The sequence below is a fragment of the Cytobacillus sp. Hz8 genome, assembly GCF_042263505.1.
Classification (GTDB): Bacteria; Bacillota; Bacilli; order Bacillales; family Cytobacillaceae; genus Bacillus_BE.
The window spans coordinates 192791-212108 of record NZ_JBHKFI010000004.1 but is presented as its reverse complement, the minus strand read 5'-3'; the positions used below and the strand labels follow the sequence as shown (position 1 = coordinate 212108).

The window sequence follows — 19318 nt, the reverse complement described above, 5'->3', positions numbered from 1 at the left end:
TAGATTTTTTCATGAAAAAGAACCTGTCTGCTTAAAGGCAAACAGGCTGAAATATGAGTAATTTAGCGAGGCTCAACAATGAGCTTAATTGCAGTTCGTTCTTCGCCATCAATCTGAATATCCGTGAATGCGGGAATGCAAATTAGATCTACTCCGCTAGGTGCCACAAATCCTCTTGCAATTGCTACTGCCTTGACGGCTTGATTCAATGCACCCGCACCGATTGCTTGGATTTCTGCAGCACCTCTTTCCCGCAGAACTCCTGCAAGCGCACCTGCTACAGAATTAGGATTAGATTTTGCTGAAACTTTTAATATTTCCATTCCTAGCTCCTCCTTGTTTTCCCATCCCTATGCCTGTAATCAGGCATGTTCGGTATATCTCTTCCATTGCTACTATATTCAGGCTTTTTTCCACATATTCCGGCTTGGTCAAAAAAAAGCATAAAAACAGCCTCTTTTCAAGTAAGAGAGCTTAACATGAAAGATGACTTTTTTATTTACATAAAGTTCAACTAACCATCAGTGGGGGTTGTCATTCATCCCCCACTGATGGTTAGTCCCGCAAAGCCTGATTGATTTTTCTAAGGGCTGAAGCCCAAAGAAAAATCTTATTTCACTTATCACGCTCAAGGGACGCCACGTCCTGTGGCTTTCGCCTGACTAGGACCTTAATCCCTCGTCGGACCTTTACGGACAGTTGATCTCCCACTTATCTTTTTCGTATTCTCAGAATCTTGAAGTGGGAGTCAAAATGTCCGTTAAGAGTGGGATAAAAATAAGCCTGCCACATACGGCAGGCTTATTTCCTTCCTATTTTTAGGAATAAAAAGGGTGGTCCTGATTAATCAAAATTCTTTCGATTTTTTTCGCTAATCCCGTCTTACTATCCAATTCTATATGTACTGCACTAAGTTGTGTATTCCCATTTTTCGGCACTTCAAAGCGAACAGGAAGATTGGTTAAAAACCGTTTGAGAACTAGTTCTTTTTCAACCCCTAAAATTCCATCATAGGGACCGGTCATTCCAACATCGGTAATAAAAGCCGTTCCTTCTGGTAAAATACGGTTATCTGCTGTTTGTACATGTGTATGTGTCCCAACAACAGCAGATACTTGACCATCTAAATACCAGCCCATTGCTTGTTTCTCGCTGGTAGCTTCTGCGTGAAAGTCAACAAAAATAAAGGGAGTCCTTTCTTTTGCTTCTTTAAGCAATGCATCCGCCTTTCTAAATGGACAATCATTGGGCGGAAGAAAAGTTCGACCCTGTAGGTTAATGACAGCTACTTCAAATTGATTTAATTTTAGATAGGTGATGCCCTTCCCTGGATTATCTTCCGGAAAATTAGCTGGTCGAACCATGTATTTGGCTTGATCAATAAATTCGAATATCTCGCGGTTATCCCATGTATGATTACCTAATGTAACGGCCTGTGCACCTGCTTCCAGAAATCCCCGATAAATTTTTTCAGTAATTCCTTTTCCGCCTGCGGCATTCTCTCCATTGATGATCGTCACATGCGGACGATATTTTTCCTTCAATTTTGGTAAATATTCATGGACCATATCCCGTCCGAGTGACCCTACAACATCCCCAATAAATAATATATTCATGTATTGACCCTTTCTATGTAAAAATCGATATTATTTAAATTGTATCACAATACTAAAGCTTTCTATTCAAGTTAATCCAAAATAATAGAGAGCAAAAAATAAAGCAGTGCAAAAGCACCGCTTTATTTTGCGTATTCAACAGCTCTCGTTTCACGAATCACTGTTACTTTAATATGTCCTGGATAATCAAGTTCTTCTTCAATTTTCTTTCGAATATCCCTTGCTAAGCGATGAGCTTCTAAGTCATCAATTTGATCAGGCTTAACAATCACACGAATTTCTCGACCTGCCTGAATGGCAAAAGATTTTTCTACCCCATCATGAGACTCAGAAATTTCCTCAAGCTTTTCAAGGCGTCGGATATAATTCTCCAACGTCTCCCTACGTGCACCTGGTCTTGCGGCTGATAATGCATCAGCGGCTGCCACGAGGATTGCAATAATGGAAGTTGGTTCTGTATCACCATGGTGTGAGGCAATACTATTAATGACAACAGGATGTTCCTTATATTTCGTTGCAAGCTCAACACCAATTTCAACATGGCTTCCTTCTACTTCATGGTCAATTGCCTTACCAATATCATGAAGTAAACCAGATCGGCGAGCTAAGGTTTCATCTTCACCAAGCTCTGCTGCAAGTAATCCAGATAATTGGGCAACCTCGATTGAATGCTTTAGTACATTTTGTCCGTAGCTTGTACGGAACTTTAAGCGGCCAAGAATTTTGATAAGATCCGGATGAAGACCATGAACACCAACCTCAAAAGTCGTTTGTTCACCGATTTCTCGAATATGCTCATCCACTTCGCGTCTTGCCTTATCGACCATTTCTTCAATCCGAGCTGGATGAATTCTACCATCTTGAACAAGCTTCTCTAGAGCTAAGCGGGCTGTTTCACGACGAATCGGGTCAAATCCTGACAAAATAACTGCTTCAGGAGTATCATCAATGATTAAATCGATTCCCGTTAACGTCTCAAGTGTACGAATATTACGTCCCTCACGACCAATGATACGTCCCTTCATTTCATCATTTGGAAGGTTGACTACGGATACTGTCGTTTCAGCAACATGATCTGCAGCGCACCGTTGGATTGCTAGTGACAAGATATCTTTCGCTTTCTTGTCAGCTTCCTCTTTCACTCTATTTTCACTCTCTTTAATCATTAAAGCAGTTTCATGAGATAATTCCTGCTCAACTCGCTCTAAAATGATGGACCTTGCCTCATCACGAGTTAGACCTGAGATGCGTTCAAGCTCATTTTGTTGTGTACGTATCATCTCGTCCACTTTGCTTTCCATCTGTTCAATATGCTGTTGTCTTTTGTTTAGAGAATCGTCCCTCTTTTCTAATTGTGCTTCACGTTTATCTAGCGTTTCGTCTTTGCGATCAAGATTTTCTTCTCTTTGCAATAAACGATTTTCTTGTTTTTGCAGTTCATTTCTTCGATCACGAACTTCACGTTCAGCTTCAGAACGCAACTTATGAATTTCATCCTTCGCTTCAAGAAGAGCTTCCTTTTTTAGGGAGTCCGCTTCACGCTTTGCATCCTCTAAAATAAGCTCAGCGGAATTCTTTGCTCCTGCTATTTTTGCCTCAGAAAAAGATTTACGAACAAAATAGCCAACAACTGCACCTACGATTAGACCAAGCAAAATGGAGATGATTGCTAATAAATCCATCATTTCACCTCCTCTTGCTATGAACTTGTTTGTGTTACGTTTTCTAAAGTGTCGGCATGTACATTGTTCTCATCAATATACAGCACATGGGCTTTTAAACGTTTTAATAGTCATATAAAAATGTAAAATATACATCCTAATTGTAAAGCTGGAAATTTTTATTGTCAAGGGTTTGTCCTTTCGGCAATTCCTAATATTTAGAATTAACCTTAAGTAATATGCATATAATAAAAATCACTAAAAATTTTTTTCTTTTTCCACTATTAAAAAATAAGGGTAACTATTAAATAGTTACCCGCTAACTTAGTCAGTTAATTCAAATTCTTCTTGTCCCTCATCCTCATTTGGAGCAACTTTTACATTATCTAAACCATAATGATTGCGGATTTTCTTTTGAATTTCCAGGCGAAGATCTGGATTTTCTTTTAAGAAGAGCTTGGCATTTTCACGACCTTGGCCCAGCTTTTCATCATTATAAGAGTACCAAGAGCCACTTTTTTGAACAATATCGAGTTCAGAACCTAAGTCAATGATTTCTCCTTCTTTTGAAATCCCTTCCCCATACATAATATCCACCTCAGCTGTACGGAACGGTGGCGCTACCTTATTCTTTACAACTTTAATCTTTGTCTTATTTCCGACGATATCTGTACCCTGCTTTAATTGTTCTGCACGTCGAACTTCTAAACGGACAGAAGAATAGAATTTAAGCGCACGTCCACCTGGCGTAGTTTCAGGATTTCCAAACATGACACCCACTTTTTCACGGATTTGGTTGATGAAAATAGCGATTGTCTTAGATTTATTAATCGCTCCTGATAGTTTACGAAGGGCCTGAGACATTAAACGAGCTTGAAGACCCACATGGGAATCCCCCATCTCCCCTTCGATTTCAGCCTTCGGTACAAGGGCAGCGACGGAGTCAATAACAATAATATCTACCGCACCACTTCTGACTAACGCTTCCGCAATTTCAAGGGCTTGCTCCCCTGTATCAGGTTGCGATAATAATAGCTCATCGATATTTACTCCAAGCTTTTGGGCATATATCGGGTCCAGCGCATGTTCTGCATCAATAAATGCTGCTTGTCCGCCGTCTGCTTGAACTTCAGCAATGGCATGGAGAGCAACTGTTGTTTTACCTGAACTTTCAGGTCCATATATTTCAATGACTCTTCCACGAGGATAACCCCCAATTCCAAGGGCTGCATCCAATGCTAATGAACCACTTGGCACGGAAGAAATTTCACGATCGGTCTTTTCACCGAGCTTCATAATAGAACCTTTACCAAATTGTTTTTCTATCTGTTTTAACGCCATTTCAAGGGCTGCTTGACGATCATTCACAAATAAATCCTCCTTTAGATAACAAATAATGCTTTAACGAGACAAATTCGTGCTCGAAATTCTATCTTAACTATACCCGTTTTTTATTTGTTTGTCGAGATAAAAATCGAACATCCATTCGTTTATTTTCAGAAGTGAAATAGATAGTAAATTCACATTTTACTCTAGAGAAAAATGAATTTTTGATCTGTCACGAGCGCTGATATTTACTATTTAAGGGATTTTCAAAAAATTTTTAAGGGATTCCATTAAAAATCACAGAAAGCTAAATAGAGCTCTCTGTGATTTCTTTGATCCTATTAATTAAATAATAGCATCCATATTTAACAGTTCTCATTCTATTTGCCTCTCTTGACCCTGCGAGAGATAATCGTTTTACGATTGTTGGTGCATTTTTCATAGATATTCCCACAAATACTGTTCCTGCTGGTTTCCCTTCTAATTCTCCAGGTCCTGCAACTCCAGTAAAACTTATGCCGATATCCGTATCTAGTAAATGAGCTACATTTTCCGCTAACTGAGCTGCACATGGTTCGCTAACAGCTCCCTCATTTTCAAGTGTTTCTTTCCTCACCCGTAGAATTCGCTCCTTCACTTCATTCGTATAGCAAATAATTCCACCTTTTAGATGATTACTTGCACCGGGAAGGGAAGTCAATTCTTCTTGAAATAGTCCACCCGTTAGACTTTCAGCACATGCTATCGTCCATTTTTTAGCTTTTAATAAATGAAATAATTCCTTTATCAAAGTTGTATCATCATAGCCATAGAAATATTCGCCCACTCTTGCTAGAATTTTTGCCTCTGTATCATCAATTACATTTTTTGCCTTTTCAAGCGTCTCAGCCTTAGCCGTTAAGCGCAATGTCACCTCTCCATCAGCTGCTAAAGGAGCAATAGTCGGGTTCGATTGCTGATCAATTAAATCTTCTATTTGTGTCTCAAGCATCGACTCGCCGATTCCAAAAAAACGTAAGACACGTGAAATAATTTTTTCGTTTGTCCTAAGCTTATCAAGAAGCATTGGCTTTCCATATGTTAAGAACATTGGAATTAATTCCTTCGGAGGTCCAGGCAAAAGAAGATACATCTTGGATGGACCTTCAAAAAGCATTCCAGGTGCCATTCCATGATCATTTCTCAAAACGGATGAATCTTCTAATACTAGTGCCTGCTTCCGATTATTATCGGTCATCACTCGATTCGTTTTTTGAAAAAACTGCGCAATAGAAGTCAATGCATATTCATCCATGATTAAATTCTTTCCAAGATGATGGGAAATGGTTTCTTTTGTTAAATCATCTTTCGTTGGTCCAAGACCGCCTGTAAAAATAATGAAATCGGCCCTATCTTCTGCGATTTCAATTGCAGCTTGAAGTCGCACAGAATTATCACCAACCACTGTATGAAAATAGACATCAATTCCCATATTTGCTAACTCTTGAGATAAAAATTGGGCATTGGTATTGGCAATTTGTCCAAGGAGTAATTCCGAACCAACCGCTATGATCTCAGCGTTCATTGATTCATCACCTCTAATATGATTTATTCCCTACACAGTTAAAGCCCGTAGGATGGCTATTTTGAATTTTTAAAAGCATCCATATTCTTGCTGAAATATTCCCATCCAGACAAAATGGTAAAGAAGGTAGCTACCCACAAGGCAATGGTATCAAAAGGCAAAGAAATCAACTCAAAAATAATATTATGCAAAAGCAAGGAAGATATGGCAACAATCTGAGTCCAGGTTTTAATTTTTCCAAGCATATTAGCCGCAACTACTTCTCCTGCACCTGCAAGGACAAGACGAAGTCCAGTAACGGCAAATTCACGGCTAATGATAATAATAACCATCCAAGAAGGAGCGTAACCTAAGTCAACTAAAACAATTAAAGCAGAGGAAACCAATAATTTGTCTGCTAATGGATCTAAAAATTTCCCTAAATTGGTTACGAGATTATATTTTCGTGCATAATGTCCATCAATCCAATCAGTGGTTGAAGCCAAAATAAAAATAAGCGCACCCACAAAATGAGTAACCGGCATCGTCGCTCCGAGGATAGTCATTTCCCCCCATGAAAACGGGACGAGCATAATGATGAGAAAGATTGGAATTAAAAATATCCTTGAGATTGTGATTTTATTTGGTAAATTCATTCATGTGACCTCCGTGTGTAAAAGAACGTGTAAGTCTTTCTTTAATATGAAAGTGAAAAATAGTCATCCCTTGATGACTATTCACCCACTGAATCATCTGCATCCTTCTTAATGGTTATATTCTGAGTAACCACATCTGTTGGAGATACCTTATACTCTAATTTTTGGTCATTAACGTAGATTTCGGTATTCGCTGCATTTCCAACAACAATAACTGCTTCTTCTTCTTTTGAATAATCAACGGTCTTATTATCTGTTTCCCCTTTTTTCAACGTACCTTGAAAGAAGGAATAACCTTTCCCGTTTAACATATTGATCCATGTTTCTCCAGTTGAAACAATCTTCACTTGAAAATCATCTGCATTCTTCAATTCGTATGTGGTTGCATCACCTTTTGATTCCGCAACCGTAAGTTCTTGAGTTGGTTCTTTTGCCATTTCATCCTGAGTTTTATCTTCAGTTTTACTAGGCTCTTCTTTATTCGCATCGTCTTTAGTAGACTGATCCTTTGAATCTGTTTCATCTGTTTTTAAGTTATCAGATTTTTGGTATGTAACGGTTTGATTATCACTCTTTTTCGAATTTTGATCGGCATCGCTCGCATTTTTTTGCAGAAAATACCAAATTGCCGCAATTATCCCAATAACTATAATCGCAATTAAAACTTTGGGTAAAATATCAAAAATTTTTGAGTGATTAGGAGAAATACTTGTTCTAGATTGAACTCTAGAGATTTTTTCCGGAATATCCTCATTATGAGTAGCCGGTACTTCTGAAGCATATTGCGTAAATACTTCTTCAGGTTCAAGCCCAACCGCTTCTGCATACTGTTTAATAAATGCACGAACATAAAAAGCTCCGGGCATCATGTCATAGTTTCCTTCTTCAATTCCTTGTAAATAACGTTTTTGAATTTTCGTAACCGTTTGTAAATCGTCCAAGCTCATATTTTTATTCATTCGAGCCTCTTTTAGTCTATTCCCTAGTTCTGACAACGAAAACACCTTCCAATATACTAAAAATCAAACCCTCCGAAATCCATATCAGAGAATATATTTTCTTTTTCAACATCATCGTATTTTATTTCTTCTTCAGGTTCATTTCTAAGTTCGATGATGGAATCAAAATCTTCCAAAGAATATTCGGTATTTTGCACAAAAACATCTGGATGCTCAATTATTTTGACTGCAGGAAGTGACATAATTTCTCTGACAAGCTGCCAATGACGTTCGTTTGCTCTTCTAGTTGAGACAATGCCATCGATAATAAAAAGGTTATTTTCATTGTACTCATCATCAATGAGCTGACTCCGTATGGTTTGCTTTAGTAGTGTAGAGGAGACAAATAACCAACGTTTATTGGCACAAACGCTTGCTGCAACAATGGATTCGGTTTTTCCCACACGGGGCATGCCACGAATACCGATTAGTTTATGCCCTTCTTGCTTAAATAATTCAGCCATAAAATCCACTAGTAATCCTAATTCATCTCTGACAAATCGGAAGGTCTTCTTATCATCTGCATCTCTTTGTATATACCTTCCATGGCGAACTGCAAGTCGATCACGCAGTTTTGGTTCACGAATTTTAATTACTTTAATTGTGTCCATTGTATTTAAAATTGATTCTAAGCGAACAATCTGATCATCATCTTTTACTAAGATTAATAAACCTCTCCGCCCTTCGTCAACGCCATTAATCGTTACGATATTAATAGAAAGCATCCCTAATAATGAAGAAATATCACCGAGCAAACCAGGACGGTTTTTTTGAATTTCATATTCTAAATACCATTCTTTTTTTTCCATAAAACCCCTCCTATGGCTGCTAGCAATGATTATACAATAGATTCCACATACTATAATATATGATTTTCCATTAAGATGAAAGAAAAAACCAAATTCAATAATAAAATGTTAAAATAATGCCACATGTACAGAAAAGCGGAGGCGGCTTGAACAGGGGCGACAAGCATAAGACAAGCAGGCCGTGGGAGGTGCCTTTTCCTCCCATGGACTGCTTGGCTTATGACCTCGAGCCCCTAGCCGCCGGAGCTGGACAACACGAAAAGCGGAGGCGGCTTGCTCAGCGCCGTATGGACTGGACTGCAGCCGTAGGAGATAAAGGAAACACGGTGAGGCACGAACCGATGTTGACTTATCGTTGAACAGGGGCGACAAGCATAAGACAAGCAGGCCGTGGGAGGTGCCTTTTCCTCCCATGGACTGCTTGGCTTATGACCTCGAGCCCCTAGCCGCCGGAGCTGGACAACACGAAAAGCGGAGGCGGCTTGAATAGATGCAACAAGCACAAGCTAAACACATAGAATAATTATTGTTTTTTATTTTTCCCATAATAAAAAGAGAGGCTTACCCTCTCTTCATTTTAATGACTTCCGTTATTTTCAACAAGTTTCACCATGATGCTAGCGACTGCATGCTGCTCTTCTGGTGTTGCAACAGACCAAAGATCAGCTAGAATTCTTTCCTGCTCATTTTTTGGTTCTACCTGTTTCGCTAAATAATCTCCAATTTGAAAGGCAAGATCATTAATAACTTCTTTGTTCATCCCTTGATTTTGTGCATGATCTAATCGGTCACCTAAAAAATCCTTCCATTGTTGCCAATTTTCTAGTACAGACATGTATTATCCTCCTTTTTAGGTAGTACAACTATATTTTGCATAAGGAGGACAAAAATATTCATGGCACTGAAATTGCCTGCATTTTTTTCTACATAAACCAGCCGCCATTTACCGATAAAACCTGACCCGTCATATAAGAAGCTTGCTCAGATAAGAGAAAATTCACTGCGTCCGCTACATTTTCTGCACTGCCTAGCTTCCCCATCGGAATTTCTCCCTGAATATCCTCAAGCTCTTTTTTCGTAAAACCTTCAAGCATAGCCGTTTGAATGGCTCCAGGGGCAACCGCATTCACCCGAATCCCATTATAGGCTACCTCTTTACTTAACGCTTTCATAAAAGCGATTTGCGCACCCTTAGCTGCAGAATACGCGGCTTCACATGCAGCGCCGATTTGCCCCCAAATGGATGAGATAAAAATGATACTTCCAGCTTGTTTAGAAAGCATCTTCGGCAATAATTCCTTCGTAACCAAAATAGGGGATGTAACATGGATCCGCATCATAATTTCAAGCAAGTTTGGGTCTAAATCCATCACAAGTCCATAGTGACTTATTCCGCTATTATGTATCATTCCATCCAAGGAGAAAATATTTTGCGTCAGTTCTTTATATCCCTCCTTTGAAGCTAAATCTGCCTTGATCGGAATATACTCCCCGCCATACTCCTTAAGCTCCTCTAAAAGCCTTTCCATACCAGTTTGATTTTTATAATAGTGTAAATATAAGGAATACCCTTGTTGTGCCAGTTTTTTGGCGATGGCTTGACCAATTCCCCCGCTAGCACCTGTTATTAATATGTATTTATTCATGTCCTCTACCCCACAGTAAAAATGCTTACATCTTTTATCCCACTCTTAACGGACAGTAAGACTCCCACTTCAAGATTCTGAGAATACGAAGAAGATAAGTGAGAGATCAACTGTCCGTAAAGGTCCGACGACGGACAGGATGTCCTAGTCAGGCGAAAGCCACAGGACGTGGCGTTATTGAGCGTGATAAGTGAAATAAGATTTTTCTTTGGGCTTCAGCCCTTAGAAAAATCAATCAGGCTTTGCGTGACTAACCATCAGTGGGGGATGAATGAAAACCCCCACTGATGGAAGTTTCACTTTATAGTATGGTCACATCCTTCCACTATTGCAAATCATCAAAAGAAAAAGGCTTTACTCTCAATTTTTTTGAGAAAAAGCCTAAAAAAGAATCCTTTATCCTTTAGGAATAACCTGACAAACGGTGAACCGCTCCTCCTTAATGAAATCCTTTGCTACAGCTAAAACATCCGCTAAAGTGATTTTTTCAAGAGCCGGAACGACATTAAAAAGATCCATTTCATTAAAAGCATAACGCGTAAATTGATTAGCAATGTATTCTGGAGAATTGACTGCTCGTAAAAATCCACCAATCTTTTTCTTCTTGGTTCGTTCTAACATTTCCTCCGTCACTTTCCCATTATGTGCAGCAAATAACATCATTTTTAATGTATCCGCTAATTTTTCAGGGTCGCTTGTATCTCCACCAATCATGGCAAATCCAAAACCCTTTTCTTGAGTAAAATCATAGGAAAAGGTTTCGTCAATTAAGCCTGAATCATACAATTGATTATAATTATCCGAGCTTTTTCCAAAGAGTAAATCAAGAAGAATATTAACCGTCAATTCCTTTTTTAACATCTCTTCTCCTTGGATATCTACATCAACAGCCTTCATCCCTACCAAACATTTGGATGTTTGGACGTTCATTTTTAAAATTTGCTTTTTCTCTGCAACCGCTTCGATTTCCTCAGCAAATTTCCGTTTAATTTCCGGTTGCTCATGATAGGTCTTTTTCGCCTGATCCTCTCTTACCTGATCCATGATTGCCTCTGGATCCACCGGTCCGACAACAAACAGGAGCATATTGCTTGGATGGTAGAATGTATAGTAGCATTCATATAACAAATCCTTGTTTATATGCGAAATCGATTCAATCGTACCTGCGATATCGATTTTTACCGGATGATTTTTATACATATTCTGAATCAAACCAAAATAGAGGCGCCAATCCGGATTATCATCATACATCGTAATTTCCTGGCCGATAATCCCCTTTTCCTTTTCCACTGTTTTCTCTGAAAAATAGGGATCCTGCACAAAATCAATGAGAGTTTCTAAATTCTTTTCCACATCAGAAGTACTTGAGAATAAATAGGCCGTTCTTGTAAAAGAAGTGAAGGCGTTGGCAGAAGCCCCTTGTCTGCTAAACTGCTGAAAGACATCTCCATCTGCCTTTTCAAACATTTTATGCTCTAAAAAGTGGGCGATTCCATCAGGTACCTTTGTAAATTCACTTTTTTCAGCTGGAACAAAGTAATTGTCAACGGAACCATATTTCGTTGTGAAAGTCGCATACGTTTTATTAAAACCTTTTTTTGGAAGAATATAAACTTCTAAACCATTTTCTAGTTTTTCATGAAATAATTCCTCCTGAAGCTGGTCAAAAGATATTTTCTCCATTATTTGCCCGCCTCCAATCCAGTAAGAAAATAAATAGTGTCTAATTCAATCTTTTGTGCAACATGGATGACTTCCTCTTTTGTTACTTTATCTGTTTCTTGAAGCCATGTGTCTAAGGTAATATCGGTTTTTGCAACCACGTTATGATAAAGGACTTCAACCAATCCTCTTGCAGAATCAATCGTTTCAAGCATTTGATTTTTTATGACAGCCTTTGTCTGTTCAAGCTCTTGGCCTGTAAAGTCGCCCTTTTTCATGGCGTCCATCTGTTCTTTAATGATGGTTACAGTCTGGTCATAGTTTTTATTATCAATACCAGACATGACCATCATTAAGCCTTTATGACTTTCCAATCTACTTGCAGCATAATAGGCAAGACTTGCTTTCTCGCGCACATTAATAAACAGCTTTGAATGGGAAAATCCCCCATATATTCCATTAAAAACTTGAAGGGCATAATAGTCGTTATCGCCATAATAAATATTTGTTCGAAAACCGATATTCAACTTTCCTTGTTTAATATCCTGGTTCTCCTTGACTTCATTAACTTTATCTATGGTTACTTTCTTTCTTTCTAGTAATGGGCTTGTGCGATTTGAAAATGATAATAGTTCATCACAGATGGAGCTTACTTCCTTGAAGTCCACATCACCAATCACATAAAAATCAAGCTCATCTTCTTTAAATGCCTGTTCGTAATAAGTAAATAAACTTTCCGCTGTAATGGCATCAACCTGTTCCTTCTCACCGAATGTTGAGAGCGAATATCGTTCTCCTTCACACATTTCTTCAACAAGTCGATTACTTGCATATTTCATTTTATCATCAAAGACAGATTGAATTCGTTGCTTTAATGTTCGCTTCTCCCGTTCTACAGTGTCTACGTCAAAGGAAATCCCGTTTTGATTCGGATTTTTCAAGATTTCAGCAAATAATTCAATTCCTTTTCTTAATAACGGCGTTGAGTCCGATAAAAACTTTTCATTCGCTATTTCCAGAGAAAAACTGATTACATGATACTCACCCTTTTTTGCTAAATCAACATAAAGGGATGCTCCGTATAAATCATCAAGATAGGCACGTAACTTTGCTGTAGTTGGATAATTCTTTGAACTGCTTTGCAATACATAAGGTAAGAGAGCTCTTTTGGTCACCGTTTCTTCTAACAAAGGTGATTTCATTTTCCAGACAAACGTATTTGTTTTGTATTTATCTGATTTCACAAGATGAAGCTTATAGCCCTTCATTTCTTCAACGGATTCTGAAATAATCGCCATAACCTGCCTCCTTCTAAACCTGTTTATTCATTCTATGTAATCCATTTTCAAATCATTTTGCTTTCTTGATCATTTAAAGAGCTTAAACGTAATAATCATATGTTTACCCTATGTGCTAAACATATTCTTACTATAACTTGCATGGATTCCAATTTTCAAGTAATTGGATATTAAGTTAATAAAAACATTCTTCCTTCAAAAATTAAGTGAAAAACAAAGAAACCCATCAGCCTAAAGACTGACAGGTTTCTTCTTATACGTAAAGAATGAATAAATTGGCTGCAAAGAAGAAACTCGGGCGCTGTGGCCAATTTTAGGAATTTAGTATAAGGTCAACTACGCCTCTGTCTTCGCCCTTAGGGGCTCGCCAATCGACGAGTTTTCTTTATCGTTGCCCTTTAATATATGGAACACCATCTGCTTTTGGAGCTTCTGCACGGCCGATAAAACCTGCTAGTGCCAGAATTGTTAATACATATGGTGTTATGAATAGATAAACATCCGGAACATCTTTTAATAATGGAATACTTGAACCTACAATACTTAAGCTTTGGGCAAAGCCGAAGAAAATAGCAGCTCCAAGGGCACCAATTGGATGCCACTTTCCAAAGATCATCGCCGCTAAAGCCATGAAGCCTTGTCCTGCAATCGTTGAATGTCCAAAGTTCATCGTAATGGTTTCGGCATAAACAGCACCACCAAGACCACCAAGAATCCCACTAATGAAAACAGCGATATATCGCATTTTTACAACATTAATCCCCATTGTATCTGCTGCTAATGGATGTTCACCAACAGAGCGTAATCTTAAACCAAATGGTGTTTTAAAAATAATGTACCATGCTAAGATTGCCACAACAATAGCAATAAAGGAAGTATAGTAAACATTGGAAAAGAACAATGGACCAATAATTGGAATATCACTTAAGAAAGGAACATCCGTCTTATAAAAACGGTCAGTGATAACATCTGTTTGCCCTTTGCCATAGAATTTCTTTACTAAGAAAATGGCTAACCCTAAAGCTAAAAAGTTCATCGCAATCCCACTGATGGTTTGGTCAGCGCGGAAAGAGATGGACGCTACTGCATGGAGTAGGGAGAAAATTCCAGCTAAAATGGCTGCAACCAATAAAGCAATCCATTTCGTTGCATCGCCAAAAGTATCCGCAAAAGTGAGGTTAAAGACAATCGCAACAAAGGCTCCAAAACACATTAATCCTTCTAATGCGATGTTAATAACACCAGATCGTTCTGAAAATACCCCGCCTAATGCAGTAAAAACAAGAGGAGCGGCCATAAAAATCGTTGATGAAATTATGAATTCTAAAACTTGCATGACATCCATTTATTTCCCCCCCTTTTTAAAACGTGAAATCGCCCATTTGATAATGTAGCTTGAAGCGACAAAGAAAAGAATTAAGGCAATAACAATATCAACTAATTCGTTTGGAACTCCCACCTCAAGCGGCATATTCAAGGCACCTATTTTTAGGCCCCCAAATAATATAGCTCCAAAAATAACACCAATTGCAGAGTTTGCTCCTAATAACGCAACCGCAATCCCATCAAAACCAACGCCAGTAAAAGCTGATTTAATGGAAGCATATTCGAAGGTTCCAAGCCCTTCCATTGCACCTGCTAGGCCTGCAAAAGCACCTGAAATCACCATGGATAAAATGATGTTTCTCCCAACATTCATCCCTGCATATTGAGAAGCATGCTGGTTAAATCCAACAGAACGTAATTCATAGCCTAAAGTTGTTTTTTCAAGGATAAACCACATCACAAACGCAGCTACGAGTGCAATGATAATCCCCCAGTGCATCCGTGAATAGTCCGTAATGCTTTCTAAAAATGATGATCTTAGGGATGCGGAACGGTGAACCGTTTCTGTTGTATCCCCTTTAACTGCGATAACACCACGAATAAGTGCATTGGTTACATATAAAGCAATATAGTTCATCATTATGGTTACGATAACTTCGTGAACTTTTAGCTTTGCTTTTAATAATCCCGGAATAAATGCCCATAAAGCCCCAGCAACAGTTGCTGCAAGTAAAGCTAAAGGTAAATGAATAAATTTAGGTAAATCAAAAGCAACTCCAACCCAAACGGCTGCTGTCCAGCCCACGATAAACTGTCCTTCAACTCCGATATTGAAAAGTCCTGTTTTAAAGGCAAATGCAACCGCCAATCCTGCAAGAATATATGGAGTGATTTGGCGAACGGTTTCCCCCATAAAATATACTTCACCAAAAATTCCATTCCATAGTGCAGCATAACCATCTATTGGATTATAACCACTAATAAGCATGATAATTCCGCCTGCGATAATCCCCAAAATAACAGAAATTACTGGTACGATGATATTTTGTAATCGACTAGACATGCTTCTCTACACCTTCTCCCTTACCTTTACTGCCAGCCATTAATAAACCGAGCTCTTGTTCGGTTGTTTCTTTAGGGTCCACGATTGCAACGATTTTCCCTTCATAGATAACAGCTATTCGGTCACTCACATTCATGACTTCATCTAATTCAAAAGAAACAAGTAAGACAGCCTTACCATGATCCCGCTGTTCAATCAAACGCTTATGAATAAATTCAATCGCACCAACATCTAGCCCCCGTGTAGGCTGTGCAGCAATAAGAAGGTTTGGATTTCGATCGATTTCACGGCCAATGATGGCTTTTTGCTGATTACCACCTGAAAGTGCTCTCGCCAACGTCTTCTCACTTGGAGTCCTCACATCAAATTCTTGAATGACTTTTTTAGCATGTTCATAGATTTTTTTATAATTTAGGACACCAGCCTTAGAGTATGGCTCTTTATAATAGGTTTGCAGAACCATATTTTCTCCAATGGGATAGTCTAAAACAAGTCCATGCTTATGACGATCTTGTGGAATATGTCCTACACCCGTTTCTAAAATTTTTCTTGGTGAATGGTTTTGAATTTCCTTCCCGTTGACTTTAACCGTTCCACTTTCAGATTTTCGTAAACCTGTGATTGCTTCGATTAATTCCCCCTGGCCATTGCCATCTACTCCGGCAATTCCCACAATTTCACCAGCGCGAACAGATAAATTCAAGCCTCTAACTGCTTCAATTCCGCGAGAATCCTTGACAACTAAATTGTTGATTTCCAATACTTCCTCTTTAGGTTTTGCTTCGACCTTCTCTGTCTTAAACACAACCTCGCGGCCAACCATTAAGCTTGCCAGTTCATTAACATTCGTTTCAGAGACATTGAGCGTATCAATCCCTTTTCCTTTACGAATAACGGTTACACGATCACTTACTTCCATTATTTCCTTTAATTTATGTGTAATTAAAATAATGGATTTTCCTTCTTTAATTAGAGTTTTCATAATTCCAATTAATTCGTGGATTTCTTGAGGAGTTAATACAGCTGTTGGTTCATCAAAAATTAAAATTTCTGCACCACGGTATAAGGTTTTCAAAATTTCAACACGTTGCTGCATCCCAACTGTAATATCAGAAATCTTTGCTTGCGGATCGACTGACAGTCCATAACGCTCGGAAATTTCGCGAACCTCTTGTTCAGCTTTTTTAATATCAATCTTCAAACCCTTTTTTGGTTCTTTGCCAAGAATGATATTCTCTGTTACCGTAAATTTATCAACCAACATAAAGTGTTGATGTACCATCCCAATCCCTAAATCATTAGCGATATTTGGATTGGTGATATCTACTTTCTTACCATGAACACGTATTTCCCCTTGTTCCGGTTGATATAAACCAAATAAAACATTCATTAGAGTTGATTTTCCGGCGCCATTTTCACCGAGTAAGGCATGTATTTCGCCTTTTCTCAGCTGCAGGGTAATATTATCGTTGGCAACGAAACCAGAAAACTCTTTACGAATGTTAAGCATTTCAATAACGTATTCCACCCTGTACTCACTCCTTAAAAAACAATATTCATAATATTGTAGGTTGTAAGAGGTCTTACCTCAAACAAATAATGAATTTTATTATCCACTTTTATAATAAAATCCTAAAGAAAGATTTGAATTTTACTTTCAATTCAATTCTTTCTTTGAAATTTTATTTTCCACTAGGAAAATGGAGGGCTATCATATAAAATAGCCCTCTATTCCATTCATTCATATTAATATTTAAAGTTCTTTAATTCATCGCGAGTAGTTGGAACCTTAACATCACCGTTTTTAATCTTAGTTGTCCACTCTTCTACTGCTTTTAACATATCAGGAGTTAAGTTATCTTGTGTTGGTGCAATACCAATGGCATTTTCTTCAAGTCCATACTCAAGAATTTTTCCGCCAGGGAATTCGCCGTCTTTCGCTTTTTGTGCTACGTCTTTTACAGCAATATCCACACGTTTAACCATTGAAGTTAAAGTGATATTTGTTTTATCATCAACTTTACCAAGATCAGATTGGTCTTTATCTACACCAATAGCCCAAATTGTTCTACTAGGATCTTTTTTCTTTAATTCTACAGCATCTGCGAACAATCCTTCACCACTACCACCTGAAGCATGATAGATAACATCGATACCAGAGTTGTACATTTTGTCTGCGATTGATTTACCTTTTGCTGCATCACCGAAGGAACCTACATATTCAACATCTACATCAGCTTTAGGGTTAACTGATTTTACCCCTGCAACAAAGCCTACTTCGAATTTATTGATTAAGTCTCCATCAACACCGCCAATAAATCCTACTTTATTTGATTTAGTCGCTAATCCAGCAACAACACCAACTAGGAATGAACCCTCATGTTCTTTGAATGTAATACTTGCTACGTTTGGTTGATCAACTGTTGAGTCAACAATTGCAAAGTTTGTATCTTTTCGTTGTTTGGCAATTTCCTCAACTGCTGGCTGTAATAAATAGCCAATACCGAAAATTAAGTTGAAATTTTCACGAGCTAAACGTTGGAGGTTAGTTGTATAGTCTGCATCAGATTTGGATTGAAGATAATCATATCCACCTTTACCTTTTTCCATTCCACTTTCTTTACCCCATGCAGAAAGACCTTCCCATGCAGATTGGTTAAAGGATTTGTCATCAACACCGCCAATATCCGTAACCATCCCAACTGAGAAACTATCTTCTTTCGTTCCTTTATCAGCTGTTTTGTCTTTTTCGTCACCGTTGCCACAAGCACCTAAAATCGTTCCAGCAGCTAAAACAAGTGATAGCGCTAAACCAAATTTACGCTTTTTCAAGGATGTTGCCCCCTATTTTTTATTTTGATTTGGTAGAAATGAACTTTACTCGCGTCAAATTGTAGTTTCCCCAAATATACGAATTACATTCTTTTTCGTAAAACGTGAAAACTGAATTTATCCGCTCTAAAGTAATTGACCGAATAGAGAATTGGCTCGTCCATCTCGTCATAGTGCATTTGCTTTAAAACAAGCAGTGCAGATTCATGGTCACAATTAAGGATAGGTGAGATTTTCGTATGATACCCCAGAGGTTCAATCTGGGCAACAGCATATGTAACTTTCCGGTTTGAAACATCCTCTAATATTCCAAATATCGATGTTTCAATTGGTGATATCCTCGCTGGCAAAATATTTTCTGGAATCTTATCCACACAATAAACCACCGGGTCACCGTTCGCCGTCCTTACTCTCTCAATTACCACCATAGAATCTTCTTTAGAACAAGAGAATCGCCGCATATCTTCTTCGGTTACAACATGTTTTTCTGAGCTAAGAAAAATAGTACCTGGCTTCATACCTGCTTGCTCAATCATTGCAGTGACACTTTGTAATTGCTCGATACCAGAGGTAAACAAGGGCCTTGAATTAACAAAAGTTCCAACACCATGGCGACGAATGATAACGTTTTCTTCTTCTAATATACGTAACGCTTCCCTCAGTGTTGCTCTGCTAACCCCCAGCTGCTTGGCAAGATCAAATTCCGAAGGCAACTTCTCTTTTTCTTTATAGTTGCCATGCTCAATGTCCTGCTTCAGCCGATCAATGACCTGTAAATACAAATGTCGATTATCTGACTTGATTGATGACATGTAGGCATTCCCCCAGTTTCTCTATAGACATCAGACCTCTGATGTTTTACCATTCCTACTAATCGTCAAT

At 38.4% G+C, this 19318-nt stretch carries 17 protein-coding genes; all 17 read right to left on the bottom strand.

What is annotated here, in order from left to right:
• Positions 1-62 precede the first annotated feature (62 nt).
• Positions 63-323 carry a stage V sporulation protein SpoVS gene (gene spoVS, locus ACE38V_RS07780; RefSeq protein WP_003181955.1) on the bottom strand — a complete coding sequence of 87 codons (261 nt, stop codon included), beginning with the start codon at positions 321-323 and terminating at the stop codon, positions 63-65.
• A 495-nt stretch (positions 324-818) separates the two neighbouring features.
• Entirely contained in the window at positions 819-1616 is a 798-nt protein-coding gene (locus tag ACE38V_RS07775) for a TIGR00282 family metallophosphoesterase (protein ID WP_375840651.1), read from the bottom strand.
• A 122-nt stretch (positions 1617-1738) separates the two neighbouring features.
• A complete protein-coding gene (rny, locus tag ACE38V_RS07770) occupies positions 1739-3298 on the bottom strand; it encodes a ribonuclease Y (protein WP_375840650.1) in 1560 nt (519 codons plus the stop codon).
• A 303-nt stretch (positions 3299-3601) separates the two neighbouring features.
• Positions 3602-4645 carry a recombinase RecA gene (gene recA, locus ACE38V_RS07765; protein WP_375840649.1) on the bottom strand — a complete coding sequence of 348 codons (1044 nt, stop codon included), beginning with the start codon at positions 4643-4645 and terminating at the stop codon, positions 3602-3604.
• Positions 4646-4910: 265 nt separating this feature from the next.
• Positions 4911-6167 carry a competence/damage-inducible protein A gene (locus ACE38V_RS07760; protein ID WP_375840648.1) on the bottom strand — a complete coding sequence of 419 codons (1257 nt, stop codon included), beginning with the start codon at positions 6165-6167 and terminating at the stop codon, positions 4911-4913.
• Positions 6168-6223: 56 nt separating this feature from the next.
• Positions 6224-6802: a CDP-diacylglycerol--glycerol-3-phosphate 3-phosphatidyltransferase gene (gene pgsA / locus ACE38V_RS07755; protein WP_375840647.1), complete on the bottom strand. Its 579-nt coding sequence runs from the start codon at positions 6800-6802 to the stop codon at positions 6224-6226.
• Positions 6803-6879: 77 nt separating this feature from the next.
• Positions 6880-7761: a helix-turn-helix domain-containing protein gene (locus ACE38V_RS07750; protein WP_375840646.1), complete on the bottom strand. Its 882-nt coding sequence runs from the start codon at positions 7759-7761 to the stop codon at positions 6880-6882.
• A gap of 56 nt (positions 7762-7817) precedes the next feature.
• Positions 7818-8609, bottom strand: coding sequence for a DUF3388 domain-containing protein (locus ACE38V_RS07745; protein WP_375840645.1), 792 nt, complete (start codon positions 8607-8609; stop codon positions 7818-7820).
• 577 nt (positions 8610-9186) lie between these two features.
• On the bottom strand, positions 9187-9444 hold the full coding sequence (locus ACE38V_RS07740; protein ID WP_375840644.1) for a DUF3243 domain-containing protein: 258 nt from the start codon (positions 9442-9444) through the stop codon (positions 9187-9189).
• Between the two features lie 88 nt (positions 9445-9532).
• Positions 9533-10255, bottom strand: coding sequence for an elongation factor P 5-aminopentanone reductase (gene ymfI, locus ACE38V_RS07735; RefSeq protein ID WP_375840643.1), 723 nt, complete (start codon positions 10253-10255; stop codon positions 9533-9535).
• A gap of 396 nt (positions 10256-10651) precedes the next feature.
• Complete coding sequence (gene yfmH, locus ACE38V_RS07730; RefSeq protein ID WP_375840642.1) at positions 10652-11938, bottom strand: EF-P 5-aminopentanol modification-associated protein YfmH; 1287 nt, start codon at positions 11936-11938, stop codon at positions 10652-10654.
• Positions 11938-13215: an EF-P 5-aminopentanol modification-associated protein YfmF gene (yfmF, locus tag ACE38V_RS07725; RefSeq protein WP_375840641.1), complete on the bottom strand. Its 1278-nt coding sequence runs from the start codon at positions 13213-13215 to the stop codon at positions 11938-11940. The genes yfmH and yfmF overlap by 1 nt, the downstream gene beginning before the upstream one ends.
• A gap of 385 nt (positions 13216-13600) precedes the next feature.
• Positions 13601-14560, bottom strand: coding sequence for an ABC transporter permease (locus ACE38V_RS07720; RefSeq protein ID WP_375840640.1), 960 nt, complete (start codon positions 14558-14560; stop codon positions 13601-13603).
• Complete coding sequence (locus ACE38V_RS07715) at positions 14561-15604, bottom strand: ABC transporter permease (RefSeq protein ID WP_375840639.1); 1044 nt, start codon at positions 15602-15604, stop codon at positions 14561-14563.
• The gene (locus ACE38V_RS07710) at positions 15597-17132 is read right to left on the bottom strand and encodes an ABC transporter ATP-binding protein (RefSeq protein WP_375840638.1); all 1536 of its coding nucleotides are present in this window, start codon (positions 17130-17132) and stop codon (positions 15597-15599) included. Before ACE38V_RS07710 ends, ACE38V_RS07715 begins: the two co-directional genes overlap by 8 nt.
• Before the next feature lie 218 nt (positions 17133-17350).
• The gene (locus ACE38V_RS07705; protein WP_375840637.1) at positions 17351-18436 is read right to left on the bottom strand and encodes a BMP family lipoprotein; all 1086 of its coding nucleotides are present in this window, start codon (positions 18434-18436) and stop codon (positions 17351-17353) included.
• A gap of 83 nt (positions 18437-18519) precedes the next feature.
• Positions 18520-19248, bottom strand: a complete 729-nt coding sequence (locus ACE38V_RS07700) for a GntR family transcriptional regulator (RefSeq protein WP_375840636.1) — start codon at positions 19246-19248, stop codon at positions 18520-18522.
• Between the last annotated feature and the right edge of the window lie 70 nt (positions 19249-19318).

Bases quoted from the DNA above. Each gene is read 5' to 3' on its own strand.
- spoVS (WP_003181955.1), bottom strand. From the start codon at position 323: ATGGAAATATTAAAAGTTTCAGCAAAATCTAATCCTAATTCTGTAGCA.
- ACE38V_RS07775 (WP_375840651.1), bottom strand. From the start codon at position 1,616: ATGAATATATTATTTATTGGGGATGTTGTAGGGTCACTCGGACGGGAT.
- rny (WP_375840650.1), bottom strand. From the start codon at position 3,298: ATGGATTTATTAGCAATCATCTCCATTTTGCTTGGTCTAATCGTAGGT.
- ACE38V_RS07760 (WP_375840648.1), bottom strand. From the start codon at position 6,167: ATGAACGCTGAGATCATAGCGGTTGGTTCGGAATTACTCCTTGGACAA.
- pgsA (WP_375840647.1), bottom strand. From the start codon at position 6,802: ATGAATTTACCAAATAAAATCACAATCTCAAGGATATTTTTAATTCCA.
- ACE38V_RS07750 (WP_375840646.1), bottom strand. From the start codon at position 7,761: ATGAATAAAAATATGAGCTTGGACGATTTACAAACGGTTACGAAAATT.
- ACE38V_RS07745 (WP_375840645.1), bottom strand. From the start codon at position 8,609: ATGGAAAAAAAAGAATGGTATTTAGAATATGAAATTCAAAAAAACCGT.
- ACE38V_RS07740 (WP_375840644.1), bottom strand. From the start codon at position 9,444: ATGTCTGTACTAGAAAATTGGCAACAATGGAAGGATTTTTTAGGTGAC.
- ymfI (WP_375840643.1), bottom strand. From the start codon at position 10,255: ATGAATAAATACATATTAATAACAGGTGCTAGCGGGGGAATTGGTCAA.
- yfmH (WP_375840642.1), bottom strand. From the start codon at position 11,938: ATGGAGAAAATATCTTTTGACCAGCTTCAGGAGGAATTATTTCATGAA.
- yfmF (WP_375840641.1), bottom strand. From the start codon at position 13,215: ATGGCGATTATTTCAGAATCCGTTGAAGAAATGAAGGGCTATAAGCTT.
- ACE38V_RS07720 (WP_375840640.1), bottom strand. From the start codon at position 14,560: ATGGATGTCATGCAAGTTTTAGAATTCATAATTTCATCAACGATTTTT.
- ACE38V_RS07715 (WP_375840639.1), bottom strand. From the start codon at position 15,604: ATGTCTAGTCGATTACAAAATATCATCGTACCAGTAATTTCTGTTATT.
- ACE38V_RS07700 (WP_375840636.1), bottom strand. From the start codon at position 19,248: ATGTCATCAATCAAGTCAGATAATCGACATTTGTATTTACAGGTCATT.